Raw genomic sequence first — 15,873 nt, forward strand, 5'->3', positions numbered from 1 at the left:
TACACCAACTGTATATATTGAGTATACACACTATATAAATATATGTAAACCTAATATCAAAAAACGTGCGATTTGTATCGACTATCTCCATACAAACCACACGTTATTTACGCTTACCTATTCTTTTTCCGATCATTATTACGACTAATAAAGGCACATATCATGAATAAAATTGTCGCCATAAACAATTTTATTGCTGCTGACTCTTCACCTTGAATTTGAAAAAACATACCAATGATAAAGATGATAGACGCCAAAACTACAAATATTTTTGTTAGATGTTTCATCCGATACACCTCATTAATTTCTTATTTATTTAATGATACTTTATCATAACACGATATATATGAAAGTATCTGAAAGCTATTTTCAATTTTTTCATTAGCTTTCTTTAACTTTCAGAGAATTCACGGTATGATAGACATATATTTTCAAATTTAGAAATGAGGTTGTATTTATGAATCCTTTAGCACTCACTCTAAACGAACAGCTTAACGAAAACAATCCGCACTTACTCGATATGATGTCTGATTTAGGAAAAAATATGTACTATCCAAAAGGCATTTTAACACAATCTGCAGAAGCAAAAGCAACTGATTATAATGCGACAATTGGTATGGCAACGAATCGTGACGGTATGATGTATGCAGACACATTATACGATATGTTCAACCACCTATCGCCAGAAGAAGTATTCGCATATGCACCCCCACAAGGTTTAGAATCTTTACGTGACTTATGGTTGAATAAAGTGTTAGCAGACAATCCTGATCTTCAAGCAGAACAAATCACACGTCCAATCGTTACAAACGCACTGACACATGGTTTATCACTCGTTGGTGATATGTTCGTCAATGCAGGTGATACAGTGTTACTTCCTGCGCATACTTGGGGCAACTATAACCTCGTATATGGTGTCCGTCATCAAGCAAATATTCAAAAATATCCAATCTTTGATGAAAATGGACACTACACAACACAAGGTCTTGTTGATACATTAGCAGCAGTTGAACAAGACAAAGTGATTCTTGTCTTGAACTATCCTAACAACCCAACTGGCTATACACCGACTGTTGATGAAGTCCGTACAATCGTAGAAGCTGTCGACACACTTGGAAAACGTGGTGTCAACGTTGTAACAGTGGTAGACGATGCATACTATGGACTATTTTACGAAGATGTCTATACACAATCTATTTTTACAGCACTGACAAACTTGAATAACCCACATGTGTTACCAATTCGTCTTGATGGTGCAACGAAAGAATTTTTCGCATGGGGCTTCCGTGTTGGATTCATCACATTCGGTTTATCCGAACAACTATCAAAAGATATTGTTGAAGCAAAAATGAAAGGTCTGATCCGTAGTAACAACTCAAACGGTTCAACACCATCACATTCTGCAGTACGTTATGTACTTGAAAACCCAGAACAGTTTAATAAGGATATTCAAGCGAACGTTGAAACATTAGAAGCACGTTATCAAGTGACAAAAGAACTGGTATATCGTGAAGACTTCCAAGCGTTATGGCAACCATATGACTTCAACTCTGGGTACTTCATGGCACTACGTGTAAAAGATGTTGATGCTGAAACATTGCGACAACACTTAATCGAAAACTATTCAATTGGTATTGTCGCATTGAACAGTACAGATATCCGTATTGCGTTTAGCTGTATTGAAAAAGAAGACATCCCACATGTATTTGAGAGCATTGCCAAAGGTATTCAAGATTTACAAAACTAAATATACACCAAGAGACAGCGTTTGTGATTAACATACGACTGTCTCTTTTTCGCATATACACAACGAGAACAGAGGAGACGTTTCAACATGTATTATTATTATCAACATATCCAAACACCTTTAGGACGCATGACGGCAGTTGTGAATGATGAGACACTTTTAAGCTTATCGTTTACAGATTCTAAGGACTACCAGACCGCTTGGGATAAATTACAAAAACAAGCAACGTTAATTCAAATTTCATCACATCCGATAATCAATCAGATTGCCCTTGAATTAGAAGCCTATTTTCATGGGACTTGTCAGCAATTTAAAACACCTGTGAACTATGTTATCGGCACACCCTTCCAACAAGACGTTTGGCGTGCATTAAAAGCATTGTCTTATGGCGATCAAGTCACATACGGTACCATTGCCGAAGCGATTGGAAAACCCAAAAGTGTCCGTGCAGTTGCCACTGCGATTGGTCTGAATCCACTGTCCATTATCGTGCCATGCCATCGTGTGTTAAGAAAGGATGGACGTCTCGGTGGCTTTAATAGTGGTCTACACCGTAAAAAATATTTATTAACCTTAGAAGGAGGACGCTGGAATGAATGAACGACATATTGATATCTTACGCACTTTAATCGCACATCCAACTATAAGCCCACCCGCACGTAATACCGCCACACTTCAACGTGTCATCACTAATTGGTTGACATCAATAGGATTTGACGTCAATCAAATCCCCTTTTATGACAATGACATAATTCTTGTTGCAACATTAAAAGGTCGAGATGACAATGCACCGAAGCTCATCTTGAATGGACATATTGATGTGGCAGAAGTGGATGATACACGTTTTTGGCAGACAGACCCTTTTGAATTAGTCATAAAAGATGGTTATTTGTATGGACGTGGTGTCGCCGATATGAAAGGTGGCGTTTCTTCACTCATCTACACATTGGAGAAGCTTCACAAAGAAGGTAAACAACCCGAAGGAGATATTATCGTACAAATCGTTGCAGGTGAAGAAGTGGGTGAAGCAGGAACGAAAGTCGCTTGCGAACATTCACCACAAGCCGACTTAGCACTTGTTTTGGACACGAGTGAATCCATCGCAATGGGACAAGGCGGTGTCATTACAGGTTGGATCACAATTCAAAGTGATGAAACGATACATGATGGTGCAAGAAGTCATATGATTCACGCTGGCGGTGGGCGTCACGGAGCTAGCGCCATAGAAAAAATGATGAAGATCATACAAGCGTTACAAGAACTGGAACGCCATTGGGCTGTGACAAAATCGTATCCGGGAATGCCTGCTGGTGCGAATACGATTAATCCAGCGGTCATTCAAGGTGGCAGACATCCAGCCTTTATTGCTGATAAGTGCGAATTATGGATCACTATTCACTATTTGCCAAATGAAGATTATGAAACAATCACACAAGAAATTGAAGACTATTTGAATCGAGTAGCAAGTAGTGATTTATGGTTACAACATCACCCATTGCAATACCGTTGGGGTGGCACATCAATGATTGAAGATCAAGGGGAAATCTTCCCGAGCTTTACCCTTCCAGAAAAACATCCAGGATTCGAACTATTACAAGAAGCACATCAAACCGTCCATCAACAGCCACTACAAACAACTATGAGTACCACTGTTACAGATGGAGGATGGACAGCACACTTTGGAATCCCAACAATATTATATGGTCCGGGCGAACTCAACGAAGCACATGGAACGAATGAAAAAATTAATCAATTAGATCTTGAACAATTCACAGAAGTTTTATATCAGTTTTTGACAAAATGGTACAAGCAACCACAAGCAAACACAATATCATAAAAGTTTTCTAGACCTGAAACTATTTATTAATATTAAGTTTAATACGATATAAACTATCTTTGAAAAGTATAAATACTAAAAAAACACTTTTTATCATCTTATTTCTATGCTAGTATCAAAGAGAGTTATGCGTGTGATTGAATCCGTTTTATATCAATGGAAAGTGATTTCGTACTAAATTAAGAAACAACAATCCCTATATCACTATATAACTAAATTTAGATAATATATAAGGTGACCTATGTCGAAAAAAATTTCTATTATAATTCCATTATTTAACCGTGAAAAACCGATTGAACGCTTATTACAAAAAATTCAAAGTCAGACATTTGACTTAAATCAAGTTGAAGTCATTGTTTCAGATGATGCTTCAACAGATCGCTCTGTTCAAGTAGCAAAAACATTTATCGATAAGATTCCTAATTTGATTATACTTGAAAGTGATACAAACTCTGGTGGTGCATCTGTACCTAGAAATAACGCATTAGATATTGCTTCGGGTGAATGGATATTATTCATTGACTCAGACGATTACATTACTGAAGATTCATTAAGTGATGCATTGGCAGCTGCTGATGTCTATCAAGATGAAATGATTTGTCTTCCGTACTTTAGAAGCGCCAATAGTACAAGACCAATCAGTCGTTCAGCATTTGCATTCCCAAAAACAACTGGAAACTTACAATTTGAAAACACGAAACTATTCAACACGTTAAACGTAATAGGTAAATTGATTAAACGCGATGTCATTGAAGACAATCAAATCCGCTTCCCTGCAGGTATCAAAATTCGTGAAGATAACTGGTTTCTTATGCAAGCATACAGTGTTGTCAATGGTATCACTGTGCTAGGTTATGAAAAAGATTATTACTTCTATGAACAACAAGACGAAGTTGCATTAACACACCATTCTAAAACACCACCAAGAGATGCTGTTAAAATTTATAATGCTGTATATGACTTTGTAATGAAACATCCACAGATTCCACACTCACGAAAAGTGACGCTATTGACTATCTTTTTAAATCGCTACACGAATATGATTAAGCGTGGTCAATACGCACCTGTTCGTTTCTTCGATCATACGAAAGAGACGTTGAAGGAAATCGTACAACATATACATGCGACAGATGAGACAAAAACATTTATTAATCGTTTATTTAACGGAGATTACGATCAGTATCGTTCGTAATACAATGAATCCCCACTACGGTCAGACTATTTGACTGACATTGTGGGGATTTTTAATCTTGTGAGTTTTAACAATTTTAGGGTTCGTATTAAATAAAACTTTTTTATCGCTTTTTGAACAAAACTAATACAGAGTTTCCAAAAGATTCCGTATTATTATGATATACCTCAACCACATTAAATCCATTACTTGTAATTTCGTTGATGAGTTCTTTACTAGATTTTTCCATATAAGGGATTACCTTTAGCGGTATTTTTATTTTTTCACCATTGACAGTAATAATTCGATCAATGTAGTTTTCTTCATTAAAGTTTTTTAGCTTTTCTTTAACTTCATTATAATTTTCAATAGTATGAAATCCTTTTCCCCACTCATCTTTGCAATGATCTACCAAAAAGTAGCCACCGTTAACCAAAATTCTATGAACATTTTTTATATGTATCAATCTATCTTCAGGGTTTTTCATCATATGTAAACATCCCATATTCATAGCCAAATGAAATGATTGGTTCTCAAACTGATTTAGATACAAAACATTTCCTGTTTGGAATATGTCTTCATTGCCATTACGTTCACGAATCTTTTGTTTTGCTTTATTGATTGCGCTATGAGAAATATCCACCCCCTTTACATCGACATTGTTTTCAGATAGAAAGATAGTATCTCTACCTTCTCCACACCCTAAATCAATGACATTTTCTCTGAATATCTTATTGTATTCATCAAATATTTTTATTAGTGATTTATTGGGCTTCACTGTTTCCCATAAATCAGCTCCAGATTCGTAAACTTTTTTATATCTTTCTTCATATCCAAAATAATAATCATCAATTTCTGAAAAAATATTTTCTAGGCTTTCTTTATTAATTACAGTAATATTTATTGTATCTGCTATTTTAAGACGAGTATCAATAATAAGAGATTTAATAAAATATTTGAAACCTTTCTCGACTATATATATCTCACCAACGCCTAATAGAAATGTTTCGCGTTTATTATCTATGTCGTTTTCCCTAATAATTGCTAGTCTCCCATTTAAGACTACTAAAGTATCATCTTTATCACTTTTTACCATATAAGTCTTACTATCTTGCAATTGAAACTTCTTATCTTTACACATAATTTTTTACCCCTAATTTTTTTAATAGTAACTCTTTCATCTTTGACTTGTGTTTAAATGCTCTATCAGAATATAGTAGCTCTTCTGCTTTTTCGACATTATTAGAGTTGAGAAATGCAAAAAACAATGTCAATGCTATTACGTCTCTTTGGGCATTACTACCTCCAAAGCTTGAATCATTAATACATAAACTCAACTTCTCTGAAGATTCAGTATATTTACGTTGCCCATAATAATAAAATCCATATAATAAATCTAATTGATTAATAGTTAACTTATTACTTTTTCTATTAATTACTTTTTCGAAATAAGCATTTATTTTTTGATTATCATTTTTCAGGATATAAGCCATTAATGCATGTAAATCATTGAATATGAAATGACTCTCATCTAGATAATATTCCCAATTATCAAGAGCTTTGTAATATAGACTATTGTTAGCATCTAATAAATATAGTCTCCATATTAAAGCGGTTGCATCTAAATCCTCTAAGCCACCTTCTTTATTCTTAATCATTACTTGATCTCTTAAAATCATTTCAACTTTTTCAAAATTCAGATTTATCAAGTGGAATATAGCCAAATGCCACCAGATATGTATTCTCATTCCTTGATTAAAACGCCAATTTGTTATGACCTTCTCCATCCAATGAATCCCTTCAGCATACTGTCCTGTTTCATAAAAATAATGACAAACAGCATGTATGGCATATACATCATTACTATTAATTTTTAGTGCTATATCCGCAGATTCTTTTCCTTCTTCAAAATATCCATTTTCAATAAGAGAAAAAGACTCTATTCCTTTAGCAAACCCAAAATAATAGTCTCTGTTATCTAAGTAATTGACTATCATTCGAGAAGTATCAACCATTTCTTTTTGCCACCCTAAATTAAACTCAAGCATATGGATAGCAAAAAAAACTAATCTATTTTTAGGATTAATAGATAATAAATTACGATATTCAAAATGTGCTTCTCTATATTTATATTCTGACTGTAACTTTAATGCCTTATTAAGGATTTCTGCATCTGGATTTTTAATTTGCATAGAACTTAACTTGTCTATATTTTTTACCGCTTGAAAGTGTTTTTTCTTTTCCATACTACTTAATAATTCAATAGTTTGTACCTGAGTAAGAAAAACATCATTATCTTTTATATCACTATAATCAATAGGAGCAATCATTCCGTATAAATTGTTTAATACCACTTCTACATTTGTATTAAATGATGTTAAATATATAACACCATACTCATCTTTGTACTCAATTACTTCATTCATTTAAATAACACCTTTCTTATAGTTCATATTCATTAATAACAATAAAACAACTAGTAGTATAAATGGTACTAACCAAACATAGTTTAAATTAATAACTCCTAAATAAATGCTTAACATAAGTACAGGTAAACTGATTGCATTACCAACTGAATAGATTTTTTTCACGATGTGACTTGCATATTCAACCACAACCATCTTTCTAAACATAATACGAGTTCCACCAAAGGTTATCCCAAATAATAACATTAGTAAAAGACGCACAATAAGAATACCTTCAAAGATATACCATACAATTGGAATAACAATACTAGTAAGCAGAAAGATAATTGACCATTTATTCGTTAAAAACTTACTTAATAAGATACCTATCATCGCCATACCAATCCCCAACATACTATCCAATAAAGCAACTTCATAGATTTTTCGGTGTTGGTAAGACGTGTAAATAGGGAGCATAAAATTTACTGTGCCAAGTATGGGCCACATCAACATGCTGATAACATAATGAATAATCTTAACTGAGCCAGACTTTTCCGTGTACTCCATTTTGTTCATTTTTGTATTTTTACCTACTTTTGTCATAAAGAAAATTAATAAGTACATCATGCTATATAATATAAAAATTATGTGCAGACTCAAAAATCTTGTAAGTAGTGTGACAAACAACGGCCCAATCATCAAAGCAATTTGATTTACAGTCATGGATAATGAACTATATCTATTAATAAATATTTCACTTTTACCTTCAACAAGTTCAGAAAACCAAAATTCAAAACTTGTCTCTATAACAAAAAAGATACTCCATAAAATAAAGTTGCATAGAATTAATAAGAATGTTTCATTATAAATAAAAGACATAATAAAAACGATGACAAAAATCATTAGTATTGAATACTTGGTTAATAAACTCCCTGACGAATTCTTAAATATTGTGTTAATAAATATCGGTGTAAAAATAGCTGGTACAAATGATATTACCGTTGCAATTGCTAACTCTATCGCTGACTCTGGATCTGATAATTCCCAGTTAATGAGTAATATCAATCCACCACAAATAAAACGATACATTGCTGTATTTATAAGATACCTAGTCATGCATACAATCTCCATAATCAAAGATACGCTTAGCTAACTTCTTAGCTTTTTCTATATGATAAAATATTTTTCTTGTTGGCAATTGTGAGAAAGTAAATTGTACTAAACCCTCCCTACTGCTCCAATTTTCAGGGTTTCCTACAATATCCCCTACTTTTTTTAGAAGATTCACACGAATAATCTCATTATCATCAGAAATATTTGGGTGATTAATCTGTTTTATTTCACCTAAAGGTGCTTTTAGAAATGCAATAGCAGATGTATGAGTTGGCTCAAATATATAGACATCTTGTACATCATTATTTAAATACATTGAAATATGTAACCCATATGGATTTATACCATAAGAAGATTCAATTAAATCCATAATAGCATCGCCACCCGGTCTTGCAGCAACCTCAATGACAAATAAATCTTGCGCTTTCACTTTAACTTCAACATGTGCAACACCACGATCAATGCCAAGCGCTTTGCATGCATCTATTGCTAATTTATTAATATGTATATCGTTATAGAGGTGGCTAGGTACAACATGCCCCATCTCTGTAAACCATGGCTTCGGTGACAAGTATTTTTCCGTTACTGTGATGACTTGATGGAAGTCTTTACCACATAATACTTCGACAGATACTTCATCATCGCTTTCAACGTATTCTTCAATTAAAAATTCATTTTTCGACACTTTAAATACATCCGCATACTTCTCCATGACTTTTTGAGATTGTGAATACGCATCTAAACATTCCTTTAGATTATTGGCTAAGTAGACACCACCACTACCACCAAAATCAACAGGTTTAATAATGACTGGAAATGAAAACTCTTTTGCTAATAATTTTAATTGTGTCAAACTCTCAAACATTTTAGATTTTGCTGTTGATACACCATGTTGTATCAACAAATGTTTCATTTTATATTTATTACGACATGCTTCAACTACTTCTTGTTTTAAGTAAGGCAATCCATATGTTGCATTCAATTGATTCGCTACTTTTAAAGTCCAATCATTGAGTGGTACGATCGCTTTTGGTTCATAACCTTTTGCTTTATATTCATCAATTTGGATTTTTAACATATCATAATTTAACGGATCAGCATCTAAACAAAAATCAAAATAAGCATTATAGTGATATTTAGCATTTTTGATTGCAGTCCAAACTTGAAAATCCCCTACCACTTTTCCACCTGCAAAAGATCTTTCACGTAAAAACTGTTCAGCGCCTAATAAAAGTAAATATTCAGTCATTTCAACCACCTATTATATATTTTTTACAACTAAATATTAACATAAACATAAAATACATAAAAGTGTTTTCCAAAAATAATTCATCTAAGTCTTTTCAAATCAAATTAATGAAATCAAAATCCTCTGAGAGATGCTGTTAAAATTTATAATGCTGTATATGACTTTGTAATGAAACATCCACAGATTCCACATTCACGAAAAGTGACGCTATTGACTATCTTTTTAAATCGCTACACGAATATGATTAAGCGTGGTCAATACGCACCTGTTCGTTTCTTCGATCATACGAAAGAGACGTTGAAGGAAATCGTGCAACATACACATGCGACAGATGAGACAAAAACATTTATTAATTGTTTATTTAACGGAGATTACGATCAGTATCGTTCGTAATACAATGAATCCCCACTACGGTCAGACTATTTGACTGACATTGTGGGGATTTTTAATCTTGTGAGTTTTAACAATTTTAGGCTTCATATGATCATGAGTCGCAATTACATGAAATAATTTAATACGATCTTCTGGACCAAAAATGTGATCAAACACCTCAATTACTTTATCATATACATTTTGAAAATAAGCATTATTAGTGTCTATTCCGTTATCTTCAATTGGGGATAGTTCATTTTCTAAATAGACATTATAAGTGTTTTCTAAACTGTTGAAATTAATATCTTTTATACTATCTATATTATTTATATCAGGCATTACTAATACCTAATTTCATATAATCTTCACACTTTTACTTTGTATTGCTCCCTTTTTCCACTTTGATGTATCAATTTATAGTAACATTCCCATATCCATTACCATGATCTTTTGTTATTTTCCATTCAGTTTAACGCCTTTAATTAAAAGTTAACCATTTCATTGGTTCAATTGACTAAACAAAGTTATACAGAATAAAAAGACGCCTCCCACAAGTTTAATTAACTTCTGGAAAACGTCTCAAAAGAATTATTATGACAAAATTATGTCATTAAAAACTATTAATCATTGTTATAACAACGTTTAGAGACTATTTTACATCATGCCTGGCATTCCGCCCATTGGTGGCATGTCATTTCCTTTATCTTCAGGAATATTTGCGACTACAGCCTCAGTTGTTAAGAACATCGCTGCCACACTTGCTGCATGTTGTAATGCTGAACGTGTAACTTTTGTTGGATCCACGATACCAGCATCAAGCATGTTTACCCATTCGTCTGTTGCGGCATTGTAACCAACGCCTGGTTCTGCATTTTTCATTTGTTCAACGATAACAGAACCTTCTAAGCCTGCGTTTTCAGCAATTTGACGAACAGGCGCTTGCAATGCTTTCAACACAATGTTGACACCTGTTGCGACGTCACCTTCTGCTTCGATCGCTTCGATATTTTTGTAGATATTCATCAATGCTGTGCCACCACCGGCAACGATACCTTCTTCAACCGCTGCACGTGTTGAGTTTAATGCATCTTCAATACGTAATTTACGCTCTTTTAATTCAGTTTCTGTTGCGGCACCAACTTTGATAACAGCAACACCGCCTGCTAATTTTGCAAGGCGTTCTTGTAATTTTTCGCGATCAAAGTCAGAATCTGTCTCATCGATTTGTGCTTTCAATTGATTGATACGTGCATCAATATTTGTAGGGTCACCATTACCATCTACCACTGTTGTATTGTCTTTTGTTACTTCCACTTTGCTCGCTGTTCCAAGCATATCGATTGATGTTTCTTTTAAGTCTAAACCAAGATCATCTGTAATGACTTGTGCCCCTGTTAAGATGGCTAAGTCTTCTAACATTGCTTTACGACGATCACCAAATCCTGGTGCCTTCACTGCAACTGCTGTAAATGTACCACGCATACGGTTCAACACGATGTTCGTTAATGCATCACCTTCAACTTCATCCGCAACAATTAGAATTGGACGACTTGATTGAACGATTTGTTCTAATAACGGTAAGATATCTTGGAATGATGAGATTTTCTTGTCTGTGATTAAAATATATGGATTTTCTAATTCGGCAGTCATTTTGTCAGAATCTGTAACCATATATGGTGATTGGTAACCACGGTCAAATTGCATCCCTTCAACAACATCTAGTTCTGTGTTGAAGCCATTTGATTCTTCAATAGAAATGACGCCATCGTTACCTACTTTTTCCATCGCTTCTGAAATATAACGACCTACTTCTTCATTCGCTGCAGAAATAGCACCTACTTGCGCAATTTCTTCTTTATTTTCTACCTTTTGAGAAATATCATGTAATGCTTCCACTGCGACAGCCACTGCTTTATCGATACCTTGACGGATTCCGACAGGATTTGCACCACTTGTGACGTTTTTCAAACCTTCTTGAATCATCGCTTGTGCAAGAACTGTTGCTGTTGTTGTACCGTCACCAGCAATCTCGTTTGTTTTATTTGCGACTTCTTGGACAAGTTTTGCACCCATGTTCTCATATGGATCTGCAAGTTCAATTTCTTTTGCAATGGTTACACCATCATTTGTTATCAATGGTGCGCCAAACTCTTTATCTAAAACGACATTACGTCCTTTTGGTCCGATTGTGACTTTTACAGCATTTGCTAATTGATCAACGCCACGTAACATTGCTTGGCGTGCATCTTCTGAAAATTTAAGTTCTTTCGCCATTCATATTCACTCCAATATATTGTAAGTTTTACGCTATGATTTATGCTTCAATGATTGCCAATACTTCTTCAACATCTAATACAAGGTATTTCTTGTCATTGCGTTTCACTTCTGCTCCTGCATACTGTTGAAACACAACACGATCCCCTACTTGTACTTCAGGTGCAACACGTTGCCCATTGTCTAATAAGCGACCTGGCCCAACTGCGACTACTTCACCTTCATTTGAATTTTCTTTTGCTGAATCTGTTAAGACAATGCCACTTTTCGTTGTTTGTTCTTGTTCTTTCTTCTCTATTACAATACGGCTTCCTAATGGTTTTAACATGGATATGTGCCTCCTTATTGTTACCTTCTGATTAGCACTTATCAACATCAAGTGCTAACACATGTTTTATATTAATCAAACTTGGTCAAAATATCAAGTAGAACGCTTTTAATATTTGTTGAATGCGAGAGAATGCTTTAAAATGGTCTTGGAGTGAAAGGAGGTCTCACACAAATGAATCGTATCATCGTATCGATTTTAACAATTATAATATACATAACTGCGCAGCTATCACCAAGAGTTGCCTTAATGGCTGGTTGGATTGATAAACAATCAGCAACTGCACAACTACAACAAGTGACATATATTCAAGTGATTGTCTTTATTGTCGCTGCCCTTTTGATTTTATTAATGCAGCCACTCATTAAAAATCCCTTCGCCTTTGAATTACAACGCAAAGAAGAAAAACGCTACATTATCGTCTGGATTTTAGTGGGGCTTGTCATCGTATTTATTGCACAGATTATCACCAATTTAATCAGTACACAACTTTTAGGAGTGAACCCAGCAAGTGAAAATACGATGCGCATTATGCGTATGGCACGTCAGATGCCTATATTGATTATCTTAATTGCCATTGTTGGTCCTTTACTTGAAGAGTTTGTCTTCCGTAAAGTGCTATTTGGTGAAATTTATAACGCAATCAAAGCCAGTCCTGCCATTAAATTTTTAATAGCTACAACTGTCAGTTCGACAATCTTCGCTGTGGCACATGCAGATTTAACACATTTTGCTGTTTATTTTGTGATGGGGATCATCTTTTCTGGCTTTTATATTTATACGAAACGCTTGAGTGTTGCTATCGGTATCCATATGGCACAAAATGCGCTCGTTGCGCTGATTCAATTTTCAATTCCAGAAGAAGTCATGCAAAAGGCGATCGAACAAGCTCAGTTTATCTTGTACTTCATATAACAACAGACAAATAAGTTGAAACATAAATAATCCTGCTTGCAGGGAACCAATATACGGTATCCCACAAGCAGGATTTTCTGCAGAACTGACATGATTGCGACAAAATCAAAAGTCATTTTCTCACTGCCCATGTTCTAATCAAATTCTAAACGCTTCTTACACAATCTCGTGATGCTAGTGTTCAAAAAACAGGGCTTTCGACAAAACGTCGCAATTCCCCAAAATAAAAAATCTATTTTGAGAAGTCGAGTACTTTACGTCCTTGGATTGTTCCTTTTTCCATTTCTTCAAATACTTTCGGTGCTTCATCAACTGATACTTTTTCAACGACTGGTACGACAAGGCCTTGCGCACCAAATGCAAATGCTTCTTCTAAGTCTTTACGTGTGCCAACAAGAGATCCAACAACACGGATACCGTCAAGCACTGTTTTAACGATACTTAATTCCATATATTCAGATGGCAAACCAACCGCTACAACTGTACCACCTGCACGCACACTGTCAATCGCTTGGTTAAATGCTACTTTAGAAACAGCTGTTACAACGACACCGTGACATCCACCCGTTTTTTCTTGAATGTATGCACCGACATCTTCTACTTCTTTACCATTTACAATTAAGTCCGCACCGACTTCTTTTGCCAATTCAAGTTTGTCATGATTAATATCAACAGCAACAACTTGAGCGTTGAATACTTTTTTTGCATACTGAACTGCCAAGTTTCCTAGACCACCTGCACCGTATACAGCAATCCATTGACCTGGTGCTGCACCTGCTTCTTTAATTGCTTTATAAGTGGTAACCCCCGCACATGTAATAGATGATGCTTGTGCTGAATCTAAACCGTCTGGTACTTTAACCGCATAGTCAGCAGTCACAACGGCATATTCACTCATGCCACCATCGACACTATATCCAGCGTTTTTAACACTACGACATAATGTTTCACGACCGGTTGTACAATATTCACAATGTCCACATCCTTCAAAAAACCATGCAATTGATACACGATCCCCAACTTTAAGTGATGTCACACCTTCACCGATTTCTTCAACAACACCAATACCTTCATGTCCTAAAATACGGCCTGGTACTGCACCAAAGTCACCATGTGCAACGTGTAAGTCTGTATGACAAACACCACAGCAATCTACTTTTACAAGCGCTTCACCATGACCAATTGTTGGCATGTCATGTTCTACTACTTCTACTCCAGTACTTTCTTGATTTACAACAACTGCTTTCATATTCATTACCTCCATCAATTCAACTTTTATACTTACTTTTCTTTACAACTATATTGTGATTTATTTCACAAAGTTTGTCAAGCACATTTATACTACTTTCACGTTGTAAATCATGCATCTTTATACTAAAAAAAGTAAAATTGTTAAAACGTAAATTTAAAGATGATAGCTAGATTGTCTAAAGAATAATGACTGAAATTTAAGCCCATTTATACTATATATATGCACTATGACTTTAATATAATTACTAGTTAATTTGATTATATATATTGCTAATAATCCATTGACCCTTACGTAACGTCATACTTTATAGTTGTAATTGAAGGAGGGAAAAGACATGGCTATGACAGTAAAAGAAGTCGCAAATTTGGTTGGTATTAGCATACGAACACTGCATCACTACAATAAAATCGGCTTGTTAATTCCTGAAGAAATAACAGATGCCGGATACAGACTCTATTCAGAACAAAATCTGAAAACACTCCAACAGATACTATTTTTTAAAGAAATTGGATTCACGTTAAAAGAGATTAAAAATATTTTAAGCAATCCTTCTTTTGATCGATATGAAGCTTTGATTTTACAGAGAAAAATGCTTGTCGAGAAACGGCATCATATTGATAACATGATTGAAACCGTAGATAAGACTATTGAACATATGATAGGAGGAAGTCAAATGACAAATAAAGAAAGATTTTATGGATTAAATATGCAATTTAATCCATATGAAGAAGAGGCACGTCGTCGTTGGGGAGACGAAGCTGTTAATGAGACAAATGCCAAGCTTAGTAGCATGTCAAAAGATAAACAACAGGATGTGTCAGAGAAGTGGGATATGATTTTCATGCAGCTTGCTAGCCTTCGTAACCAATCTCCTGAATCTCCAAAAGTACAGAAAGTCATTAAAGAATGGTACCGTTTTTTAAATAACAACTTCAGACACTACTCATTGGAGGCGTTTCAAGGATTGAGTCAGCTCTATATTCAAGATGAACGCTTTACAAATAATATTGATCAATATGGAGAAGGGTTAGCTCATTTCATGAGTGAAGCAATGACCATCTTTACTCAAAAATCAAAAGCGGACTAGAACAAAAAATTTTAACTTTAGACACCTACTGCCATTACACTTATCTCTCCATCTTAAAAACGAGGAGCTGAGCACGGTAGTTCAGCCCCTTCCTTCTGTATTACTTCTAGTCCCCTACAACCA

General features: G+C 34.7%; 16 protein-coding genes. 7 read left to right on the top strand and 9 right to left on the bottom strand.

The annotated features are described in order from the left end of the window. Positions 1-113: 113 nt before the first annotated feature. Positions 114-287, bottom strand: coding sequence for an SE1626 family protein (locus tag MUA51_RS07785; RefSeq protein WP_262559239.1), 174 nt, complete (start codon positions 285-287; stop codon positions 114-116). A 170-nt stretch (positions 288-457) separates the two neighbouring features. Between MUA51_RS07785 and MUA51_RS07790 the strand changes: the two genes are divergently transcribed. From MUA51_RS07790 to MUA51_RS07805, 4 genes are all read left to right on the top strand, one after another. Then, complete coding sequence (locus MUA51_RS07790; RefSeq protein ID WP_262559240.1) at positions 458-1,747, top strand: aminotransferase class I/II-fold pyridoxal phosphate-dependent enzyme; 1,290 nt, start codon at positions 458-460, stop codon at positions 1,745-1,747. An 87-nt stretch (positions 1,748-1,834) separates the two neighbouring features. After that, positions 1,835-2,347: a methylated-DNA--[protein]-cysteine S-methyltransferase gene (locus MUA51_RS07795; protein ID WP_262559241.1), complete on the top strand. Its 513-nt coding sequence runs from the start codon at positions 1,835-1,837 to the stop codon at positions 2,345-2,347. Further along, positions 2,340-3,584 (top strand): acetylornithine deacetylase, encoded by a 1,245-nt coding sequence (locus MUA51_RS07800; RefSeq protein ID WP_262559242.1) that lies wholly within the window; start codon positions 2,340-2,342, stop codon positions 3,582-3,584. Before MUA51_RS07795 ends, MUA51_RS07800 begins: the two co-directional genes overlap by 8 nt. A 241-nt stretch (positions 3,585-3,825) precedes the next feature. Further along, positions 3,826-4,776, top strand: coding sequence for a glycosyltransferase family 2 protein (locus MUA51_RS07805; protein ID WP_262559243.1), 951 nt, complete (start codon positions 3,826-3,828; stop codon positions 4,774-4,776). A 103-nt stretch (positions 4,777-4,879) separates the two neighbouring features. Here the strand turns inward: MUA51_RS07805 and MUA51_RS07810 are convergent, their stop codons facing one another. From MUA51_RS07810 to MUA51_RS07825, 4 genes are read right to left on the bottom strand one after another with little or no spacing between them, the layout of a single operon-like run. After that, on the bottom strand, positions 4,880-5,896 hold the full coding sequence (locus MUA51_RS07810; protein ID WP_262559245.1) for a class I SAM-dependent methyltransferase: 1,017 nt from the start codon (positions 5,894-5,896) through the stop codon (positions 4,880-4,882). Beyond that, entirely contained in the window at positions 5,889-7,181 is a 1,293-nt protein-coding gene (locus MUA51_RS07815) for a tetratricopeptide repeat protein (RefSeq protein ID WP_262559246.1), read from the bottom strand. The genes MUA51_RS07810 and MUA51_RS07815 overlap by 8 nt, the downstream gene beginning before the upstream one ends. Continuing rightward, complete coding sequence (locus MUA51_RS07820) at positions 7,182-8,276, bottom strand: hypothetical protein (protein ID WP_262559248.1); 1,095 nt, start codon at positions 8,274-8,276, stop codon at positions 7,182-7,184. It lies immediately after the preceding gene. Next, a complete protein-coding gene (locus tag MUA51_RS07825) occupies positions 8,269-9,522 on the bottom strand; it encodes an ATP-grasp domain-containing protein (protein ID WP_262559249.1) in 1,254 nt (417 codons plus the stop codon). The genes MUA51_RS07820 and MUA51_RS07825 overlap by 8 nt, the downstream gene beginning before the upstream one ends. A gap of 168 nt (positions 9,523-9,690) precedes the next feature. On the opposite strand from MUA51_RS07825, the gene MUA51_RS07830 reads away from it, so the two are divergent. Beyond that, the gene (locus tag MUA51_RS07830) at positions 9,691-9,915 is read left to right on the top strand and encodes a hypothetical protein (protein WP_262559250.1); all 225 of its coding nucleotides are present in this window, start codon (positions 9,691-9,693) and stop codon (positions 9,913-9,915) included. A 21-nt stretch (positions 9,916-9,936) separates the two neighbouring features. Here MUA51_RS07830 and MUA51_RS07835 read toward each other — a convergent pair whose 3' ends face one another. From MUA51_RS07835 to groES, 3 genes are all read right to left on the bottom strand, one after another. Further along, positions 9,937-10,233 carry a DUF3885 domain-containing protein gene (locus MUA51_RS07835; RefSeq protein ID WP_262559251.1) on the bottom strand — a complete coding sequence of 99 codons (297 nt, stop codon included), beginning with the start codon at positions 10,231-10,233 and terminating at the stop codon, positions 9,937-9,939. Between the two features lie 315 nt (positions 10,234-10,548). Next, positions 10,549-12,168: a chaperonin GroEL gene (gene groL / locus MUA51_RS07840; protein WP_262559252.1), complete on the bottom strand. Its 1,620-nt coding sequence runs from the start codon at positions 12,166-12,168 to the stop codon at positions 10,549-10,551. Between the two features lie 40 nt (positions 12,169-12,208). Next, positions 12,209-12,496, bottom strand: coding sequence for a co-chaperone GroES (gene groES / locus MUA51_RS07845; RefSeq protein ID WP_262559253.1), 288 nt, complete (start codon positions 12,494-12,496; stop codon positions 12,209-12,211). A 174-nt stretch (positions 12,497-12,670) separates the two neighbouring features. On the opposite strand from groES, the gene mroQ reads away from it, so the two are divergent. Further along, positions 12,671-13,411, top strand: coding sequence for an intramembrane glutamic endopeptidase MroQ (gene mroQ, locus MUA51_RS07850; protein ID WP_262559254.1), 741 nt, complete (start codon positions 12,671-12,673; stop codon positions 13,409-13,411). Positions 13,412-13,643: 232 nt separating this feature from the next. On the opposite strand, the gene adhP is transcribed toward mroQ, so the two are convergent. After that, complete coding sequence (adhP, locus tag MUA51_RS07855) at positions 13,644-14,660, bottom strand: alcohol dehydrogenase AdhP (RefSeq protein ID WP_262559255.1); 1,017 nt, start codon at positions 14,658-14,660, stop codon at positions 13,644-13,646. Positions 14,661-14,997: 337 nt separating this feature from the next. On the opposite strand from adhP, the gene MUA51_RS07860 reads away from it, so the two are divergent. Then, entirely contained in the window at positions 14,998-15,750 is a 753-nt protein-coding gene (locus MUA51_RS07860) for a MerR family transcriptional regulator (RefSeq protein WP_262559256.1), read from the top strand. Positions 15,751-15,873: the final 123 nt, after the last annotated feature.

Source organism: Staphylococcus sp. IVB6214, from assembly GCF_025558585.1.
GTDB lineage: Bacteria > Bacillota > Bacilli > Staphylococcales > Staphylococcaceae > Staphylococcus.

Coding starts and splice junctions, on each gene's coding strand:
- MUA51_RS07785 (WP_262559239.1), bottom strand. CDS start 287: ATGAAACATCTAACAAAAATATTTGTAGTTTTGGCGTCTATCATCTTT.
- MUA51_RS07790 (WP_262559240.1), top strand. CDS start 458: ATGAATCCTTTAGCACTCACTCTAAACGAACAGCTTAACGAAAACAAT.
- MUA51_RS07795 (WP_262559241.1), top strand. CDS start 1,835: ATGTATTATTATTATCAACATATCCAAACACCTTTAGGACGCATGACG.
- MUA51_RS07800 (WP_262559242.1), top strand. CDS start 2,340: ATGAATGAACGACATATTGATATCTTACGCACTTTAATCGCACATCCA.
- MUA51_RS07805 (WP_262559243.1), top strand. CDS start 3,826: ATGTCGAAAAAAATTTCTATTATAATTCCATTATTTAACCGTGAAAAA.
- MUA51_RS07810 (WP_262559245.1), bottom strand. CDS start 5,896: ATGTGTAAAGATAAGAAGTTTCAATTGCAAGATAGTAAGACTTATATG.
- MUA51_RS07815 (WP_262559246.1), bottom strand. CDS start 7,181: ATGAATGAAGTAATTGAGTACAAAGATGAGTATGGTGTTATATATTTA.
- MUA51_RS07820 (WP_262559248.1), bottom strand. CDS start 8,276: ATGACTAGGTATCTTATAAATACAGCAATGTATCGTTTTATTTGTGGT.
- MUA51_RS07825 (WP_262559249.1), bottom strand. CDS start 9,522: ATGACTGAATATTTACTTTTATTAGGCGCTGAACAGTTTTTACGTGAA.
- MUA51_RS07830 (WP_262559250.1), top strand. CDS start 9,691: ATGAAACATCCACAGATTCCACATTCACGAAAAGTGACGCTATTGACT.
- MUA51_RS07835 (WP_262559251.1), bottom strand. CDS start 10,233: ATGCCTGATATAAATAATATAGATAGTATAAAAGATATTAATTTCAAC.
- groL (WP_262559252.1), bottom strand. CDS start 12,168: ATGGCGAAAGAACTTAAATTTTCAGAAGATGCACGCCAAGCAATGTTA.
- groES (WP_262559253.1), bottom strand. CDS start 12,496: ATGTTAAAACCATTAGGAAGCCGTATTGTAATAGAGAAGAAAGAACAA.
- mroQ (WP_262559254.1), top strand. CDS start 12,671: ATGAATCGTATCATCGTATCGATTTTAACAATTATAATATACATAACT.
- adhP (WP_262559255.1), bottom strand. CDS start 14,660: ATGAAAGCAGTTGTTGTAAATCAAGAAAGTACTGGAGTAGAAGTAGTA.
- MUA51_RS07860 (WP_262559256.1), top strand. CDS start 14,998: ATGGCTATGACAGTAAAAGAAGTCGCAAATTTGGTTGGTATTAGCATA.